The sequence below is a fragment of the Streptococcus caecimuris genome (assembly GCF_943193075.1).
Taxonomy (GTDB): Bacteria; Bacillota; Bacilli; order Lactobacillales; family Streptococcaceae; genus Streptococcus; species Streptococcus caecimuris.
In genome coordinates this window covers 69347-86509 of record NZ_CALPCT010000008.1, presented here as the reverse complement: position 1 = coordinate 86509, position 17163 = coordinate 69347, and the positions used below count along the sequence as shown (strand labels likewise).

Annotated in this window: 20 protein-coding genes; 2 read left to right on the top strand and 18 right to left on the bottom strand. The window is 42.5% G+C overall.

Annotation, left to right across the window (positions count from 1 at the left end; all coding sequences use genetic code 11):
* Positions 1 to 75: 75 nt before the first annotated feature.
* The gene (locus tag NFR56_RS04840; protein WP_251457965.1) at positions 76 to 1338 is read right to left on the bottom strand and encodes a DUF6287 domain-containing protein; all 1263 of its coding nucleotides are present in this window, start codon (positions 1336 to 1338) and stop codon (positions 76 to 78) included.
* Between the two features lie 248 nt (positions 1339 to 1586).
* Between NFR56_RS04840 and NFR56_RS04835 the strand changes: the two genes are divergently transcribed.
* Positions 1587 to 2108, top strand: coding sequence for a DUF2975 domain-containing protein (locus tag NFR56_RS04835; RefSeq protein WP_251457964.1), 522 nt, complete (start codon positions 1587 to 1589; stop codon positions 2106 to 2108).
* A 10-nt stretch (positions 2109 to 2118) separates the two neighbouring features.
* On the top strand, positions 2119 to 2325 hold the full coding sequence (locus NFR56_RS04830) for a helix-turn-helix domain-containing protein (RefSeq protein WP_003006064.1): 207 nt from the start codon (positions 2119 to 2121) through the stop codon (positions 2323 to 2325).
* Between the two features lie 272 nt (positions 2326 to 2597).
* Here NFR56_RS04830 and metG read toward each other — a convergent pair whose 3' ends face one another.
* The 17 genes from metG to xseA all read right to left on the bottom strand — a co-directional run bounded on the left by metG (position 2598) and on the right by xseA (position 17056).
* Complete coding sequence (metG, locus tag NFR56_RS04825; protein WP_251457962.1) at positions 2598 to 4589, bottom strand: methionine--tRNA ligase; 1992 nt, start codon at positions 4587 to 4589, stop codon at positions 2598 to 2600.
* A 158-nt stretch (positions 4590 to 4747) separates the two neighbouring features.
* Positions 4748 to 5440, bottom strand: a complete 693-nt coding sequence (locus NFR56_RS04820) for a phosphoglycerate mutase (protein ID WP_003012031.1) — start codon at positions 5438 to 5440, stop codon at positions 4748 to 4750.
* A 173-nt stretch (positions 5441 to 5613) separates the two neighbouring features.
* Positions 5614 to 6153 (bottom strand): hypothetical protein, encoded by a 540-nt coding sequence (locus NFR56_RS04815; RefSeq protein ID WP_251457960.1) that lies wholly within the window; start codon positions 6151 to 6153, stop codon positions 5614 to 5616.
* On the bottom strand, positions 6150 to 6986 hold the full coding sequence (locus tag NFR56_RS04810; protein ID WP_251457959.1) for a hypothetical protein: 837 nt from the start codon (positions 6984 to 6986) through the stop codon (positions 6150 to 6152). Before NFR56_RS04810 ends, NFR56_RS04815 begins: the two co-directional genes overlap by 4 nt.
* A complete protein-coding gene (locus NFR56_RS04805; RefSeq protein ID WP_251457957.1) occupies positions 6922 to 7962 on the bottom strand; it encodes a hypothetical protein in 1041 nt (346 codons plus the stop codon). Before NFR56_RS04805 ends, NFR56_RS04810 begins: the two co-directional genes overlap by 65 nt.
* Before the next feature lie 123 nt (positions 7963 to 8085).
* Positions 8086 to 8532, bottom strand: a complete 447-nt coding sequence (locus NFR56_RS04800; protein ID WP_003006041.1) for a Fur family transcriptional regulator — start codon at positions 8530 to 8532, stop codon at positions 8086 to 8088.
* A 212-nt stretch (positions 8533 to 8744) separates the two neighbouring features.
* Positions 8745 to 9098 carry a hypothetical protein gene (locus NFR56_RS04795; RefSeq protein WP_049487504.1) on the bottom strand — a complete coding sequence of 118 codons (354 nt, stop codon included), beginning with the start codon at positions 9096 to 9098 and terminating at the stop codon, positions 8745 to 8747.
* A gap of 338 nt (positions 9099 to 9436) precedes the next feature.
* Entirely contained in the window at positions 9437 to 9592 is a 156-nt protein-coding gene (locus NFR56_RS04790) for a hypothetical protein (protein ID WP_004219735.1), read from the bottom strand.
* 103 nt (positions 9593 to 9695) lie between these two features.
* Positions 9696 to 9971, bottom strand: coding sequence for a non-specific DNA-binding protein Hbs (locus NFR56_RS04785; RefSeq protein WP_003006038.1), 276 nt, complete (start codon positions 9969 to 9971; stop codon positions 9696 to 9698).
* Positions 9972 to 10081: 110 nt separating this feature from the next.
* Positions 10082 to 10915, bottom strand: coding sequence for a DegV family protein (locus NFR56_RS04780; RefSeq protein ID WP_151191019.1), 834 nt, complete (start codon positions 10913 to 10915; stop codon positions 10082 to 10084).
* An 89-nt stretch (positions 10916 to 11004) separates the two neighbouring features.
* Positions 11005 to 11733 (bottom strand): metallophosphoesterase, encoded by a 729-nt coding sequence (locus tag NFR56_RS04775; protein WP_251457955.1) that lies wholly within the window; start codon positions 11731 to 11733, stop codon positions 11005 to 11007.
* Between the two features lie 20 nt (positions 11734 to 11753).
* The gene (gene recN / locus NFR56_RS04770; protein WP_251457952.1) at positions 11754 to 13412 is read right to left on the bottom strand and encodes a DNA repair protein RecN; all 1659 of its coding nucleotides are present in this window, start codon (positions 13410 to 13412) and stop codon (positions 11754 to 11756) included.
* A 6-nt stretch (positions 13413 to 13418) separates the two neighbouring features.
* On the bottom strand, positions 13419 to 13853 hold the full coding sequence (locus tag NFR56_RS04765; protein WP_003006022.1) for an arginine repressor: 435 nt from the start codon (positions 13851 to 13853) through the stop codon (positions 13419 to 13421).
* Positions 13843 to 14661, bottom strand: coding sequence for a TlyA family RNA methyltransferase (locus NFR56_RS04760; RefSeq protein ID WP_251457949.1), 819 nt, complete (start codon positions 14659 to 14661; stop codon positions 13843 to 13845). The genes NFR56_RS04765 and NFR56_RS04760 overlap by 11 nt, the downstream gene beginning before the upstream one ends.
* Positions 14654 to 15529, bottom strand: coding sequence for a polyprenyl synthetase family protein (locus tag NFR56_RS04755; RefSeq protein WP_251457946.1), 876 nt, complete (start codon positions 15527 to 15529; stop codon positions 14654 to 14656). Before NFR56_RS04755 ends, NFR56_RS04760 begins: the two co-directional genes overlap by 8 nt.
* The gene (locus tag NFR56_RS04750; RefSeq protein ID WP_049483917.1) at positions 15526 to 15738 is read right to left on the bottom strand and encodes an exodeoxyribonuclease VII small subunit; all 213 of its coding nucleotides are present in this window, start codon (positions 15736 to 15738) and stop codon (positions 15526 to 15528) included. Before NFR56_RS04750 ends, NFR56_RS04755 begins: the two co-directional genes overlap by 4 nt.
* Positions 15716 to 17056 (bottom strand): exodeoxyribonuclease VII large subunit, encoded by a 1341-nt coding sequence (gene xseA, locus NFR56_RS04745; RefSeq protein ID WP_251457944.1) that lies wholly within the window; start codon positions 17054 to 17056, stop codon positions 15716 to 15718. Before xseA ends, NFR56_RS04750 begins: the two co-directional genes overlap by 23 nt.
* Positions 17057 to 17163 lie beyond the last annotated feature (107 nt).

Genomic DNA, 17163 nt, shown 5'->3' with positions numbered 1-17163 from the left:
GCCCTACTCAACTGTGCGGAGGTGGGACGACGAAATCGAATTCTAACGAATTACCGATTTCTGTCCCACTCTCTTTTATTGACGGTAGAAATATTGATCAGCCGGGTAGTTGCCTGCAGATTGAGTGACCACTAGACGTGGCTTGCTGGTATCAGACTGGTCTCCATCTGGATTTTGGAAACCAATTTTCAGAAGTCCAATCGCAGCACCGGTCTCACCCATCTTCATCTCCACGTATGGGATCTTGCTCTTCTTATCCGAGTCCGCAACAGCCTTGAGGCTACCTTGGCCCTTGACTTTTCCGTCTGCTTGGATGACGATTTCAGCACCCTTGCCATTGCGCCAGGTTCCAACTAAGCTTGAGAAGTCTCCTCCGTTAATGGCCGCAATATCCAAGTCTTTCTCTTTTTTCGGTTGTGGGTAAGCTTTCCACCACTCTAGATGGTAATCACGGTAGGCCACGTCACCAAAGAGAATCCGACGTTCTTGGGAAGCTACTCCGTCAGGACCTGTCACACCCGCTGGGATCAAGTACAAGGTTTGCTCTTGCCCTTGGATCGCAGTCGCATTGGCTCCAGTGAAATAAACTTCATAATAGCCTTTTCGCTTCTTGGGCTCTTTTTCTTTATTGAAAAGATAACTCGCCCGGGTCCCTCCACTCCAGAAAGTCCAGCCGGTCTCACCATTTACAATGCTTGGAAAGGCGCTGGTCTTGTTTTGGTAATACTCTTCAGGAGTATAGCCATAGAGTTTAAAACCGGAATCTGCGATTTCCTTTTCATAGGTATCATTGGAATAAGCACCTTCAAACGGTGAGAGATTGCCATCAAGAACGACATCATTGGGATCTGTCGATTTGAAAAAATCCTCCCGATTGGCAAAGACCATCTCGTGGTCGGGATTTTTATCAGACATGGTGACCGTGATCAAAGGCTTCTTGTCTGTCTTGTATTTAAAGACACGAACAGTGACTGTAAAATCAGTATTGCCATCGGACTTTTTCATCTTGCCTGTCGAAACTTTATTAGACCCTTCGACCTTCCAATCTGTACTAAATTCAGCGGATACCTTGCCGTCAGCCGTTTGGTAATCGATCTTCCAGGCCTTACCTTTTTTCTCGATTTTGGCTTCATCCCGTTCATTAGAGACATAGTCACCACTCAAGTCAATAGCTTTTTCCTTTGGCTTGGTGACCTTCTTACTGGTCTGGTTGAATTCCTTTTGATGGTCTGGTTGGATGTTGGAACTAGAGTAGAGATAGACTCCACCGATCAGAACAACTGCTCCGACAAGCCCCAAAATCGGCCCCAGGTATTTTTTCTTCCACTTAAGATTCATTTTACTACCTCCATGGAATAAGATCTTTACACTAGTATACCCTAAATCGAAAGTATAGTAAAATTCCCCTCTATGTAGTGGTTTTACCGGCTTAAACCGACTAGTTTTAGCAGAGAATACCTGTTTTTCAAAAACAATATTTTGTTTATCGTTATTTTTTTATCGTTTTTCGATACTTTTTTATTGACTAATTTTTTATAAGGAGTATACTATAAGTGAAAAATAAATAAACTTCAAGGAGGCTTGCGATGAAAAACTCAAAAACCTTAAAAAATGTCATTGAAGTCTTGACGGCTTTCATTTACTTCTGTGGCCTTATGACTGTGGCTGCACTGGTCGTCCACCTGCTTTCACGGATGGGAGTGTTTAAAGACCTCATTCAAACTGGACGCTTGTCCTTTGATGTGAATGGCATCCAGCTCTTCCCCAAACATCCGCAACCTCTCTGGCAGTTGCTCTTCCCACTAGCCTCAAGCGCTATCTATATTTACCTTCTCATCACCATTCGCAGCTTCCTCCAAAATCTCTACCAAGAAAAGATCTTTTCTCACTCCAACATTGATCTTTGCAACCGAGCTTGGAAGATTCTCTTGGTCTTGTCCTTTATGTCTGGCACACTTGAAACCAGTGGAAATGCTTATCTCCTTCCCTTCACTTTCCAATTTACCTTTAACACAGGGCTTCTCCTTGCCGTTCCAATTGTCTGGGTCCTTGGCAAGATTTTAGAGAGAGGGATTGAGATTGCTGAAGAAAATGAGCTAACCATTTAAGGAGGGTGCCATGATTATCGTCAATCTAGATGTCATGCTGGCCAAGCGAAAGATGAAATCCAATGAGCTGGCTGACAAAATCGGCATCACCACTGCTAATCTCTCCATCCTCAAAACCGGCAAGGCCAAAGCCATCCGCTTCACCACCCTTGAAGCCATCTGCAAAGAACTCGACTGCCAGCCAGGAGATATCTTGGAATACCGGCCAGATGAATAGGACAAGTATTTAAATATATAATTGGAGACTTACCTTGGGTGAGGACGGACGGTAGCGAATCCCTTTGGGATTCCATACCTAAGATTTGAGTCCACTGTCTCAAATCTTCCGAGAGTCTGAAACGAAAATGTTTCAGACTCTTTTCTCACTGCGGAAGTCTCCATTAATATTCATTACAAATAGGACTCATCTTCTATCCTTGTAAAATTCAATGATGGGAACTATATCAATACAAGAAAAGCACTCCCGCGGGTGTGCTTTTTTATATATGTTTAACCAATAATGCTTCCATTTGGAACAGATGGATCAACCGTTAAGACTGTTAATTGATCTCCATGTTCAGCTGAAAGAATCATGCCTTGGCTGACGTATTTTTTCATCATCTTACGTGGTTTGAGGTTGGCCACGATTTGAAGTTTCTTGCCGACCAATTCTTGTTCATTTGGATAGAATTTCGCGATACCAGATAGGATTTGACGGTCTTCGCCATCTCCTGCGTCTAGGCGGAAGCGAAGCAGTTTGTCTGATCCTTCGACGCGTTCCACTTCTTTGACTTCTGCTACACGGATTTCAACCTTGTCAAAGTCTTCAAATTTGATCTCGTCTTTTTCAGACTTGAGTTCCACTTCTTCTGGAATCCATTCTTTTTCTTGTGGTTTTCCAGCAGTCATTTGAGATTGGATGTAGGCAATTTCTTCTTCCATGTCGAGACGTGGGAAGATTGGAGTTCCTTTGGCAACCACTGTGACATTTTCAGGGAAACCTGCTAGGGTCAAGTTTTCAAGATCGAAGTCCAAGCCCAAGCCAAGTTGTTCCATGATGGCATTTGAGGTGTTCATCATGAATGGTTGGATCAAGTGAGCCACGACACGAAGGCTAGCAGCTAAGTGAGCCATGACTGCTGCCAATTGTTCCTTGTCGCCATCTTCTTTGGCGAGGACCCAAGGCGCTGTCTCATCGATGTACTTATTGGTACGAGAGATGATGTTCCATACGGCTTCCAAAGCGCGTGGGTAATCCACCGCGTTCATTTGCTTGTGGTATTCAGCGATGTTTTCTTCAAGCACCTTGGCCAAATCTGCATCAAATGCAGTGACATTTTCGACATAAGCCGGAACTTGACCACCAAAGTATTTATTGATCATGGCTACCGTCCGGTTGAGAAGGTTTCCAAGGTCATTGGCCAATTCATAGTTGATACGAGCCACGTAGTCTTCTGGTGTAAAGGTACCATCTGAACCAACTGGCAAACTGCGCATGAGGTAGTAACGAAGCGGATCCAATCCGAAGCGTTCCACCAACATTTCTGGGTAGATGACATTCCCTTTAGACTTAGACATCTTGCCGTCTTTCATGACAAACCAACCATGGGCAATCAAACGTTCTGGCAATTTGATATCCATCATCATGAGAAGAATCGGCCAGTAGATGGAGTGGAAACGAAGGATGTCTTTTCCGACCATGTGGAAGACGGTTCCGTTCCAGAACTTATCAAAGTTTTCATGATCTTCTTGACCATAACCAAGAGCTGTCACGTAGTTGAGAAGGGCATCAATCCATACATAGACCACGTGTTTTGGATTAGATGGAACTGGAACTCCCCAAGTAAAGGTTGTCCGAGATACCGCCAAATCTTCCAAACCTGGCTCGATGAAGTTTTTCAACATTTCATTGAGACGGCCGTCTGGCGTGATGAAATCAGGTTGGGATTTGAAAAATTCAACCAAACGGTCTTGGTATTTGCTGAGACGAAGGAAGTAAGATTCTTCGGAGACCCATTCTACTTCGTGGCCTGATGGGGCTACCCCACCGATGACCTTGCCATTCTCATCACGGAATACCTCAGCCAATTGGCTTTCTGTAAAGAACTCTTCATCAGAGACTGAATACCAGCCAGAGTACTCACCCAGGTAGATATCGTCTTGCGCAAGCAAACGTTCAAAGACCTGAGCCACCACTTTTTCATGGTAATCGTCTGTCGTACGGATGAATTTATCATATGAGATATCGAGTAATTGCCAGAGTTCTTTCACTCCAACTGCCATCCCATCTACATAAGCTTGCGGCGTAATCCCAGCTTCTTCTGCTTTTTGTTGGATCTTTTGACCATGCTCATCGAGACCAGTCAGGTAGAAGACATCGTAGTTCATCATGCGTTTGTAACGCGCTAAGACGTCACAGGCGATCGTTGTATAAGCTGAACCAATATGCAATTTACCAGATGGGTAATAGATAGGGGTTGTGATGTAGAATGATTTTGTCATTTTCTTTTCCTTTCAGGGCTAATGGAACCCAATTTAGTAACACTCTATTATAACATTTTTAGGAGACCCTGAAAACCCAAAACCAGCTAGGATGTAAGGAAGACAAGCAAAAAAGCTGACCGAAGTCAGCTTTTTTATGGATAACAAATTATGTTATCTTACTTACCAAGATAGTATTCTTTTACAACGTTCAATTTTTCGTCAAATTCGAATACCAATGGTGGGAAGTTAGGGATTTCCACATCCATGATTTCGTCGTCTGACAATTGTTTGATGTGTTTTACAAGGGCACGGATTGAGTTACCGTGTGCTCCTACGAATACGTTTTTACCATCTTTAAGTGCTGGAGCGATTTTATCTTCCCAGAATGGAAGGGCACGTTCCAAAGTCACTTTCAAGTTTTCAGCATCTGGAATCACTGAATCGTCAAGTGAAGCATAACGACGGTCAGTGTGTGCTGAGTGTTCATCATCACGGTCCATTGCAGGAGGCAATACATCGTAAGAACGACGCCAGATGTGAACTTGTTCATCACCAAATTGTTCAGCAGCTTCTGCTTTGTTTTTACCAGTCAAACCACCGTAGTGACGTTCGTTCAAGCGCCATGATTTTTCAACTGGAACCCACAATTGGTCAGAAGCTTCAAGAGCCAAGTTAGTAGTTTTGATCGCACGTTTCAATACTGAAGTGTAAGCTTGGTCAAATTCGATACCAGCTTCTTTGATCAATTTACCAGCGTCGATCGCTTGTTGTGTACCTTTTTCAGACAAATCAACATCAGCCCAACCAGTGAAAAGGTTAGCTTTGTTCCATTCAGACTCACCGTGGCGAGCAAAAACCAATTTTACCATTAGATGGATCTCCTTTTTATTCTCCGAGGTTTCCCCCGTTTATCTATTCTATTCTACTAGATTTTCAGTGAAAAATCTAGTGGCGACCATAGAAAAGTGCAATTTCTCACAAAAAAGAGCCTGACGGCTCTGGTTTGAAAATGAGGAATGTTTATTCTTACGTTGAAATAGGTTTATTCTGCCGATTGCTCCTTCTCTTCTGCTCTTTCATCATCTGAAGGATGATTTCGTCTATAAACAATCCCGCTGACATTCCACCACTCTCTGAGGATAAAAATCCAATAGAAGCCCTGACACAAGTAAAATCCCCAATCCAACCGAAGGAGGTCTATTTGAACAGTCATAGAAAACATGGTGAAGATTAAAATAATGCTACAGGCTACAAAAATTAACAGTGATTGAAGATGCGCCAGCAAAGAATAGCCTATTTTATTTAGGAGATATTTTACAAAAATAGCAAGTACTGGTAGGACAAAAAGAATAATAAGTGACGTCGTGAAATAAGAATGGATAAGGACTTCAAACTCTTTGGCATTGTAGAGAGAATGTTCACCTAGGAAAATCGTAAACTGTGTCGAATCATTTTCCCCTATTTTTTGATATGTATAAAACGGTGACATCAATAGGGTTAAAACATAGGCCGTAAATAAGCCAAGCTGATGCAATAACTGATGATTAAATTTTATTTTTCCTTTTACCATGCCTACTTTCACCCCCTAACCTTTCCATTCCGAATTTCAACAGTCTCAGATACTTGTTTCCCATCATCGAACAGGCCATACCACCCATCTGGCAGAGACTTAATTACCAAGTAATCCTTCAAAACTGATTTAAAATCATTCCCTGATTCTTTAAATCGACTTATATTTTCAGGGGAGATAATTTTAACATAGATGTCTCCTGATTCGATAAAACTACTATACGAGGCATCATACCATCCCCCTAGAATTTTTAACTCAGAATTAGGAATACCATTCTCATATTGCTCCATCAAACTGAAATAATTGTTACCTCGTTTCTTAACGGGGGATAAGCTTATTTCAATCCAAGAGCCGCTAAAAGCACTATACTCGTTAATTTTTTTATCTAATTCTGCTTCAAGCTCGATTCGCTCAGTACTGAATTCAAATCCCTTCTCTATAATAGGCAAATAGGCTCTATCAAAATCATCATAGGTATTTTCTATTCCTAGGTTTTCAACTAAATCAATCTTATTAGAATACGGCATCACCAAGTGTTTAAATCTGACTGATTTTTTCAAGGGAATGGAAATCTTTTTCCCTTCAACCGTTTCAGAATAGATAAAATTCACATCCGGACCGGCATTGGGCCGAGTCCAAGAGAAACCTGTAATCTGTATATCTCCCCGGAAACTTCTACTATCATAGAAACCTTTTAGGTTAGCGTCTAAATTTCTATAAAAATAGAATCCTAGAAACAGTAGGAAGCAGATAACCACTAGAAAGGCTTTTGACCGATCACTAATCGTCGTCTGGCCCTTCTTGAAATGTTTTTTCAAAATCACGTTCCAACTCTTCTTCAACATTTTCCTCCTTTATGACCTTTTTAAATTCTTCAGCATTCCGAACGATTTCTTTCTGCCCACTCTTTGTATAAGAAGCGTCAATAGACCAACTGAAATGATCTGCATCAGGAAACAAACTCTTGATGATAGTTTTATCCTCCTCCATAGTGAGGTTATTTTTTAGAATCAGGAGACGGCGATATTTTTTTAGTTGGGTTAAGAGTTTACTATCCTTCACCTTCACACCATTACGATCTAATCTCTCCGTAGAACTTGAGGAAGTTTCTACTTTTTCATCTTCATCATCAAATCCATAATCTAACAAACTTACTCCTACACCTATTTTGTCTCTCTCATGACTGTATTTTTTTGTCTCAAAATCGGGTGCAAGCAATATTTGATAAAATCCACTGTAACCAAAATCAACAACCATTTTGGGAACTGTCTCTGCGATTTCTCCCTTGTTCAGATTCACAAATAGGAGATCATTTTTTGTAACATTGAAAGCTACATACTCATCTTTTCCATCTGTAAACATGCTACTTCGCATGTTTCCTTCAATCGAGTCGTAACCCATTTTTTGAACGAGTTTTAAAACATCAATGGTATGACCTTCTCCCTTCTCTTGGCCCAATTCATAATACCGAATCCTAAAATATTCATTTACATCTTTTTTCTTATCTTCATCACTGATTAGTTTAGAATCTTGAAGGGCTATATATTGGGATCCGACAGCATAAATATATGAGTTGTTTTTTCTATCTTCTTTCTTAAAACTATAAGCCAATATTGGAATTCCGGTGGCCTCTTCACTAATGATTCGATTTTCCAATAAGCGTTGTCCTCGACCAACATAATCATAATCTCTATCACTCACAACATGTACCGCTTCTTTTAGGTAAAAAAAGCTCCAGATACCGCCAACCATTAGAACGGTCACAGCAACTAGGGAAAGAATATGCCACATCTTCCAAGAAAAATTCTCCAGCTTTTTCATCTCGTTCTCCTATTGTTTGATTTCAAAAGTATATTATATCATGATTTCTCCTATTTTTCCTTCACTATCCTAGTGTGGTTTTACCATACAAAAAAGAGCCTGACGGCTCTGGCTTCTCTCACATTAATTTTTCTGACAGTCGGGGCAAATGCCATAGACGGTCATCTGAGTCTTGGTGATCTGGTAGCCACTTTGACTGGCTGCTTCTTCGCGAAGATCTGGGACTTCAATGTCCACATCTGCGATACGACCACATTTTTCACACACCACATTCAAATGGTCATGCCCCATGAAATCAAAATAGGTCGTGGTATCATTGCGAACCTTGATCTCAGAAACAACCCCCTCATCAATCAAAACCTTGATATTGTTGTAGACAGTTGCTAGACTCATGCTTGGAAACTGAGGCAATAAATCGCGATAGATCTTCTCAGCGCTTGGATGTTCATGACTCGCCACTAAATAGGAAAGAACCGCTCTGCGGGTATCGGTAATCCGAATGCCCTTAGCACGTAAATTTTGCAAGACTTCTTCCACGCGCTCTTCTTCATGACGATGCAATGCGTTCACTATGATCCCCCCTTTCCAATATGATTTAATCGATTCGTTACCCTTATTATATCATGTTTCAAAATAAATCACTATTTAGAATGCTTTTAATTAAAAAAAATGTCCAGTGGACATTTTTTTCATGAGCCTGAAAACCGAAAAGCGAGTTTATGTCCAGTGGACATTGATACACGTGTCTAAATACGACTTTTTATCTCAAAAATAAAAACTAATTAATTAGTTTTAAATTTTTTAAGAGAACCGAGGAATAATGAACCACCAATCAATACGATGATGCCACCAATCCATCCTAAGAATGGGATAATCGCAACTGATCCACCTACAATCAGTAGTACTGAAGGAGCAACACCTACTCGCTCATCACCCTTGTAATAAACAATTGCAATAATTCCCAATACTAGATTTGCAATTTTCAAAGCATTTAATAAAAGAATTGATCCAGCAGTTGCATCTGAACTAGCTGTAGCAGCTGCAGTACCAAGAATAAAGAACGGTCCAACTAATAGTAAAATACCACCAACTAAACCTACAATTCCGCTAAAAAGTGCCAAAGTTTTTGTTTTCATCTTGCTTTTCTCCTATTTTGTACATTTAGAACTAACTAAATTCTATTGATTATATAATATATGTCCTACATGGTTACCACAATATCCTACATATACAAGTATTAATTTGAACTTTTCCAAATTACATATAGTAATACAGACAACCACTATAAACTTTTCTTAATTGCTCCCTTTCCTAATTTACTTTCATGCTCCACAGTATTATACTATGGTTGCTAAAAAAAAAAAGCATTTTTTGAAAATAATTCTTATTTAGTGAGATTTTTTATAAAAAAAGAATTAAGCATCAAACTTAATTCTACTATGCAATGTAAAATTTAATAAATTCCTCTCCCATCTCAACCGATCCAACTGGTCATCCAGCGCACGGTTCCTAGGATCATTTTGACCACGAGGATCATAAAGCAAAATTCCAGTACGAACCACAGCCCTTTCAATAGATACAAAATAGGTCGGATAAACAACAAGGCAAAGAGGCCTAAAATGAATCGCATGGTCTTTTCTCTCTCCTTCTTTTTTCCTATTATACCCTTATCCTATAGAGCTGTCCAACAAAAAAACCATCCTAGAAATCTAGGATGGCTTTTCAAAATGCAATTATTTAACTGCTTCTTTAAGAGCTTTACCAGCTTTGAATGCTGGAACTTTAGAAGCTGCGATTTTGATTTCTTTACCAGTTTGTGGGTTGCGACCTTTACGAGCTGCACGTTCACGAACTTCGAAGTTACCGAAACCGATCAATTGAACTTTTTCACCTTTTGAAAGGTATTCTGAAACTGCTGCGAATACAGCGTCAACAGCTGCTGCTGAATCTTTTTTAGTCAATTCTGTAGCTTCTGCCACTTTTGCGATCAAATCTTGTTTGTTAGCCATTTAACAAATCCTCCAAATTTTTTTAGGCTTTACGCCTTAACAGTACTATAATATCTAAAAAAAGCCTTTAGGTCAAGTACTAAACCTGTTTTTTCAAACATTTATTCAGCTTATTCGTAGCGCACCAAAACTGCAAATGCATTCTCACCTGTATGGGTTTGGATAATCGATCCAGTTTCGAGAACTGGGATCGCATTTTCAACGAGCGATTGCAACTGAGCCTTCATTTCATTGGCCCACTCTGGTGTCCCTGCGTAAGAAATCCCGATCTCAGCCACCTTGCTATGGGATAGTTTCTCTACCAATTCATCCAACCACTTCTTAAAGGTCTTGTTACCGCGCCCTTTGACGATTGGTTCTAACTGATGGTCCTTCATTTGCATCACGACACGGATATTGAGAAGGGAGCTCAAAAGTCCTGTAACACGGCCAATGCGCCCACCTTTAACCAGATTTTCCAAGGTAGATACGCCGATATACAACTCTGTCTTTTCTTTGACTTCTTCAATACGAGCTAAAACGGTGTCTAGATCTGCTCCTTCTTTAGCCAACTTAGCTGCTTCAACCACTTGGAACTTCATGGCTTGGTCTGTAAAGCCACTATCAATCACAGTTACTTCTGCCCCTGACAAGGTTGCCCCTTGACGAGCTGCCTCTACGGTTCCTGACAAGGCATGAGACATATGAATCGAAACGATATGAGCTCCGTCTGCTGCTAACTTTTCATACACCTCCGCAAAGACTCCAACGGGTGGTTGGCTGGTCTTTGGAAGATTTTTGCTAGACTGCATTAAGCGCAAGAAGTCCCCTTCGCCCAACTCACTGTCGGAATAAAGGACTCCATCCACCATAACAGAAAGTGGCACAATGGTAATGCCATATTCTTCAACCACTTCAGGCTCAATTGTAATAGATGAGTCTGTAACTATTTTAATATTTGCCATATATTTCTATACTCTTCCTAAGAATGTTCTGCTTTCATTATATCAAAAAACACGGGGTTTTGCAGTGAAAGATATCCATTCCTGCTTCCTCAGTCGTCTGCGGCAGAAAAACCTGTATTATGAAGGACATGGTCATGGACAATGCCTTGATCATCCAAGAGCAATCCATGGAGGACTCCACCAAAGACAGCGCCCCCATCGACGCCCATTTTCTGATCTGAAATCCAAAGATTTTCGGTGCCGACTGGCTCATCGAGCAGTCCATAGACTGGTGTATGGCCAAAGACGATCCATTTGCCTGTATGATTCTCCGCTTCATGGAATGGTTTTCGGATCCAGACCTTTTGGTAATCACTGGTTTCTCGCCAATTTTCAAGGGTTAGATCCACACCAGCGTGAACAAAGTAATAGGTTTCTGTCTCGTAGTCAAAAGGCAAACTGCGGATGAAGGCCACCAAGTCAGGAACGACATTTTCTACTGCTTGCGCATCCGCAATGCCATCTACAGGAGCATCGAGCGGCCGGCCTAACAGAGAGTTGATGGTCGTATCGCCACCATTTCTTCGGTAGTGGTCATAACGCTCTTCTGGATTGTCCAACCAGGCTAAAAACATGTACTCATGATTCCCGGAAAGGCAAACAGCTCCGTGATGGTCTACGTAGTCCTTTACGATTTCAATCGATCGTTTGCTGTTTTCGCCTCGATCTATCAAATCCCCTAAAAAGACCAATTGAGCTTTTCCATCCCACTCTGTCATGAGCTCTTCTAGCATTTGTGCTTTTCCGTGAATATCTCCGACTACAAAGTATGTTGACATTGTTTCAAACCTTCTTTCTCTTAACGCTTGAGAAGTTGCTCTGCTTGTTGACGGGCAGCTTCCGTTAGATCCTCTCCTGCCAGCATCTTGGCAATTTCTTCGATTCGTTCTTCTCTATTGAGCAAACGCACAGTAGATACAGTTGAGTGTTCATCACTGATTTTCTCAATATAGAATTGATAATCTGCTGCAGCGATGACTTGAGGCAGGTGAGAAATAGCAAGCACCTGGCCATTTTGACCGATCTTATGAATTTTCGCTGCAATCGCTTGGGCCACGCGCCCAGAGACTCCTGTATCCACCTCGTCAAAGACGATACTGGTTTTTCCTTCTTTTCGAGAAAAAGCCGACTTAATGGCCAACATCAAACGTGACAATTCTCCGCCGGATGCTACCTTGACAAGAGGTTTAAAGTCCTCACCTGGGTTGGTCGAAATGTAAAATTCGACAGCTTCATTTCCCTCACGATTAAACTTAGCCTTGCTAAAACGCACTTGAAAACGCGCCTTGTCCATGTAGAGATCTGCCAATTCTTGCTGGATTTCATTTTCCAAAGCTTGGGCCAGAGTATGCCGCTGATCACTCAAATCTTGAGCCAAGGTGACCAAACTCTTTTCCAAACGTTTGAGTTCTTTTTCCAAGTCCTCAGACGAGAGGTCACTTCCGGTGAGGAGGCTATATTCTTTGGTGATTTGCGCCAGGTATTCCAAGACGTCCTTGACTTGGCCACCATACTTGCGCGTGATCGAGTGAATCAAATCCAAACGCGATTCCACCTGCATAAGGCGATTGCCATCAAACTCCAGACCATCGACCACATCTTCTAAGCGCTTGGTAATATCCTCAAGGGCATAGAAGGTTTCAGATAACTGGCTTGAGAGCTCTTTGTAGCTGGGATCATATTCTTCAATACTTTCCAGATCATTCATGGCTGAGCGAACATTGGAGAGGCTCGAAAACTCTTCTGCATCCAGCATGGTATAGGCATTGGTTAGGGTATCTGCAATCATCTTGTGATTGAGCAGGCGTTGGCGTTCTTGCTCCAGACGCAGGTCCTCATCCACTTCCAAGGCAGCTGCCTCAATCTCTGCAATCTGAAACTCCAACATCTCAATACGAGCCTTGTTTTCCTGCTGGTTGCGCTGGAGTTCCACCACTTGTTTGCGCAGGCGTTTGTAGTCTTCAAAGGTCTGACGATACGCATCTTTGGTTTGGAAAAAGGCTGCATCCCCAAATTCATCCAGCATAGCGATATGCAATTGGGGCCGCATGAGTTCTTCCTGATCATGCTGGCCATGGATATCCACCAAATGTTGACCGACTGCCTTTAAGACAGACAAATTCACCATCTGACCATTGATCCGACTGACACTTCGTCCATTTTGCAAGATCTCTCGGCGAATGATCAATTCATCGGTCCACTCTAGTCCTTGCTCTTCAAAGAGAGCTGTCAAGTGGCGATTGCTCTCAACAGTGAAGAGACCTTCGATTTCCGCTTTTGGGGCTCCGTGTCGGATGACATCCGTCGTTGCGCGGCTTCCCAGCATCATGTTCATGGCATCGATAATGATGGATTTCCCTGCACCTGTTTCCCCTGTCAGTACCGTCATTCCCTTTTCAAAATTTAAGGAAATCTCTTCGATAATGGCAAAGTTCTTAATCGAAATTTCTAATAGCATAGGCTCTTACCACCCAAAGATTGATTTGAGGATATTCTCTGCTTCTGGAGCTGAATAGGCGATCAGTAAGATCGTGTCATCATCTGCAACAATACTAAAGATATGCTCCTTATAAATCTCCCGCAAGCGACGTTTAACTAAAGGTGCTGTCCCCGGAACCATGGTGAAATTGACATATTCTCCCATGCGACGATGAGACAAAATATTGCTTTCGATCATCCCGATCCCTTGGTGGTGCTTGCGTGGCAATTCATAGACATAGGTCATGTCTTTCAGAGGGCGTTTTACGATGCCCAATTCTTTGATATCCCGTGACACCGTCGCTTGGGTTGCTGAGATGCCTTCTTCTTTCAAATGTTCGACGATCTCTTCTTGCGTCCCCACTTCATGATCGCGAATGAAGCGACGAATTTTTTCTAATCTAATATTCTTACTCTTCATGTTTAAATTCCTTGTGTGCCAGCTCCACAACAGCCTCCAGCTGCTCTGTAGTTGGATTTGTTTTCTCTTCTTTTTTTTCTAGATACATCAAAAATTCGATGTTGCCATGGCCTCCTTGGATAGGGGAATAATCCACTCCCATTACCGCAAAGCCATGTGTCCCTGCAAAAGCAACGACCTTTTCAAGAACGGCTAAATGAATCTTAGGATCCTTAATGATCCCATTTTTTCCGATCTGCTCGCGTCCTGCCTCAAACTGAGGTTTGACCAAGGCCACGACTTGTCCATTATCTGCCAAAATCCGGTGAAGGGCTGGTAGAATCAAGTCCAAGGAAATAAAGCTGACATCGATACTCGCAAAGCTCGGTGTCGCTTCAAAATCATCTGGCTCGGCATAGCGGAAATTGAACTGCTCCATCGAGACCACCCGAGGATCATTGCGCAATTTCCAGGCCAACTGATTGGTCCCGACATCCACCGAAAAGACCTGGCTGGCTCCGTTTTGCAGCATGACATCTGTAAAGCCACCTGTAGAAGCTCCGATATCAATCGCAATTTTACCTTCTACAGACAAACCAAATTGGTTCAGGGCTTTTTCTAATTTAAGACCGCCCCGGCTGACATATTTGAGCTTTTCGCCCTTTAATTTCAACTCGGTTGCTTCATCAATTTTTTCACCCGGTTTATCGAAGCGCTCACCATTGATGACGGCAACGACAAGACCTGCCATCACCCCTCTTTTGGCTTGTTCGCGGGTATCAAATAGGCCTTGTTTATAGGCTAATACATCCACTCTTTCCTTAGCCATCTATTCGTAATCCTTCTATTAATTTCTTGATCGCTCGCGGATCAAAGTCGCAAGCAGCTGTAATCTGATCCAACAAGTCCTCGCAAGCGTCTAATTCACTTGTCAGCAAAGCTTTTGATTCTTCCAATCCCAACAGGGCTGGATAGGTCGATTTTTCAGCTACTAAGTCCTTTTGAGGAGTCTTCCCCAAAGCTTCAAAATCAGCGACCAAATCCAAAATATCATCCCGCACTTGAAAAGCCAGGCCTAATTTTTTCCCGATTGTTTCTAAGAGCTGAGCAATGTCTGCTTGCAACTCTAACATCAAACCTGCTGCGATGAAAGGATAGGCAAGGAGGCGTCCTGTCTTATTGGCATGGATGGTCTGCAATTCTGCTAACGTGAGCTGTTTGTGCTCCCCTTCCATATCAAGGACTTGGCCAGCTACCATTCCACGACTACCGGAAGCATCTGACAATTCAAGAATCAAGGAGACCTTGACCGTATCTGCAAGGGCACTCGCAGCAATCATCCCAAAGGGATCGAGAAAAAGCGCATCCCCTGCTAAAATCGCCAGGTCTTCTCCGAATTTCTTATGATTGGTCAATTGCCCCCGACGGTAATCATCATTGTCCATGGCAGGCAGATCATCGTGAATAAGGCTTCCTGTATGGATCATCTCCAAAGCCCCTGCTACTTGAAAGTGAGCCTCCGTCAATTCCAGTCCAAAGGCCTCTAACAATTCTAGAAGGAGCAATGGGCGCAGGCGTTTTCCACCTGCCTGGATCGAATATAGGACCGACTCCACTAAATGGGGGGCAACGGCTTTCTCCTCATAAAAAGAGCGAACCGCTTGCTCTACTCTATTTCGTTTTTCTTCTTGTCTCATGCTAGATCCGCTTCAGTACCATCTGCTTGCATGACCTTGACCAAGGTTTTCTCTGCTTGATCCAAGGTCTCTTGCAATTCTTTTGACAACTTCATTCCTTTTTGGAATTCTGTAATAGCTTCTTCTAAAGCCACATCACCACTCTCCAATTTTTGGACGATAGCTTCCAAATCTGCTAAGTTTTCTTCAAATTTCTTTTCTTTCGACATGTTTTACCTCTACTTCTAACTGGCCATCTCTCATGATGAGGGATAGCGGGTCCCCTTCTGTTACTTTCGCAACGGAATCTATGACCTGATCTCCTTCCTTAACCATGGCATAGCCACGCGCAATAATCCGACTGGTATCGAGCATCAAGAGGGCTTCTGATAAGCTTTGCACCTTGATCTTTTGCTCTTTTAGGACTTGTTCCATTCGGTTGGTTAAGATTCTCTTATCTTGGAGCAGGCGGTCCTGGTAGCGCTCGATGCGATGCAAAGGAGACGTAGCTTCTAAGCGATGACGCAGACCTTGCAGCTGATTCGCCCCTTGTCCATAAGCATCGCGCATCCCTTGTTTCAATCTCAATTGCAACTGGTCAATTTTTTGCAGGTAGCCATCATAGAGTCTTTCAGGCTGTCTAAAAATAACCGATTGACTTAATTTGGCCAAGCGTTCACGATTATAGGCCAAACGATTGGACATGGCTGTTGCCATGCGATTTTCCTGCTTTTGTAAATGGGACAAGAGATCCAGCTTCGTTACTGGAGTGGCCAATTCAGCAGCGGCTGTCGGAGTAGCGGCTCGTCGGTCTGCTACAAAATCGGCTAGAGTCGTATCTGTCTCATGTCCAACACTGGAGATAATCGGAATCCGCGATTCAAAAATGGCTCGCACCACTGCTTCTTCATTAAAGGCCCAGAGATCTTCAATTGAACCACCCCCACGACCGATAATCAAGACATCCAAATCATCCCGTTGATTGGCTCTTTGAATATTAGCAACCACCTCACTAGATGCTCCTTCACCCTGAACCTTGGTCGGGTAGAGCACAATCTCTACACCAGGGAAGCGTCGGCTCACCGTTGTGATAATATCGCGAATCACGGCCCCACTTTGACTGGTGATGACCCCGATCTTTCTAGGAAATTGTGGCAGAGCTTGCTTCCACCTATCCTGAAAGAGCCCTTCTTCGGTCAACTTTTTCTTGAGTTGCTCAAATTGGATGGCCAAGGCCCCTACCCCATCCGGCTCAGCCTTTTCGATAACAATGGAATAACTCCCACTTGGCTCATAGAGCTGAATGCGACCGATGACGTTGATCTTCATGCCTTCTTCTAGCTCAAAACCAAAGCTTCGATAAACCCCAGCCCAGACCGTCGCCTGAATAACCGCTTTTTCATCCTTTAATGAAAAATATTGGTGGTTGGGACGTTTTCGGAAATTGGAGACCTGCCCTGTCAGATAAACCCTTTCCAAATAGGGATCCTTATCAAATTTTAATTTCAAATATTTGGTCAAACTTGATACGGATAAATAGTTGGACATAGGAACTCCTTTCTGCAGAATATGATCAAGTTTAATTATACCAAAAAACACCAAAAAAGGCTGGCAGACAAAGCGAAATCATGAATTTCCTTTCTCTACATGCCTCA

Coding starts and splice junctions, on each gene's coding strand:
- NFR56_RS04835 (WP_251457964.1), top strand. CDS start 1,587: ATGAAAAACTCAAAAACCTTAAAAAATGTCATTGAAGTCTTGACGGCT.
- NFR56_RS04810 (WP_251457959.1), bottom strand. CDS start 6,986: ATGTTGAAGAAGAGTTGGAACGTGATTTTGAAAAAACATTTCAAGAAG.
- NFR56_RS04775 (WP_251457955.1), bottom strand. CDS start 11,733: ATGTCAACATACTTTGTAGTCGGAGATATTCACGGAAAAGCACAAATG.
- xseA (WP_251457944.1), bottom strand. CDS start 17,056: ATGTCCAACTATTTATCCGTATCAAGTTTGACCAAATATTTGAAATTA.
- NFR56_RS04840 (WP_251457965.1), bottom strand. CDS start 1,338: ATGAATCTTAAGTGGAAGAAAAAATACCTGGGGCCGATTTTGGGGCTT.
- NFR56_RS04805 (WP_251457957.1), bottom strand. CDS start 7,962: ATGAAAAAGCTGGAGAATTTTTCTTGGAAGATGTGGCATATTCTTTCC.
- NFR56_RS04790 (WP_004219735.1), bottom strand. CDS start 9,592: ATGCGATTCATTTTAGGCCTCTTTGCCTTGTTGTTTATCCGACCTATT.
- NFR56_RS04760 (WP_251457949.1), bottom strand. CDS start 14,661: ATGGCTAAGGAAAGAGTGGATGTATTAGCCTATAAACAAGGCCTATTT.
- NFR56_RS04795 (WP_049487504.1), bottom strand. CDS start 9,098: ATGAAAACAAAAACTTTGGCACTTTTTAGCGGAATTGTAGGTTTAGTT.
- NFR56_RS04780 (WP_151191019.1), bottom strand. CDS start 10,915: ATGGCAAATATTAAAATAGTTACAGACTCATCTATTACAATTGAGCCT.
- recN (WP_251457952.1), bottom strand. CDS start 13,412: ATGCTATTAGAAATTTCGATTAAGAACTTTGCCATTATCGAAGAGATT.
- NFR56_RS04765 (WP_003006022.1), bottom strand. CDS start 13,853: ATGAAGAGTAAGAATATTAGATTAGAAAAAATTCGTCGCTTCATTCGC.
- NFR56_RS04755 (WP_251457946.1), bottom strand. CDS start 15,529: ATGAGACAAGAAGAAAAACGAAATAGAGTAGAGCAAGCGGTTCGCTCT.
- NFR56_RS04785 (WP_003006038.1), bottom strand. CDS start 9,971: ATGGCTAACAAACAAGATTTGATCGCAAAAGTGGCAGAAGCTACAGAA.
- metG (WP_251457962.1), bottom strand. CDS start 4,589: ATGACAAAATCATTCTACATCACAACCCCTATCTATTACCCATCTGGT.
- NFR56_RS04820 (WP_003012031.1), bottom strand. CDS start 5,440: ATGGTAAAATTGGTTTTTGCTCGCCACGGTGAGTCTGAATGGAACAAA.
- NFR56_RS04750 (WP_049483917.1), bottom strand. CDS start 15,738: ATGTCGAAAGAAAAGAAATTTGAAGAAAACTTAGCAGATTTGGAAGCT.
- NFR56_RS04830 (WP_003006064.1), top strand. CDS start 2,119: ATGATTATCGTCAATCTAGATGTCATGCTGGCCAAGCGAAAGATGAAA.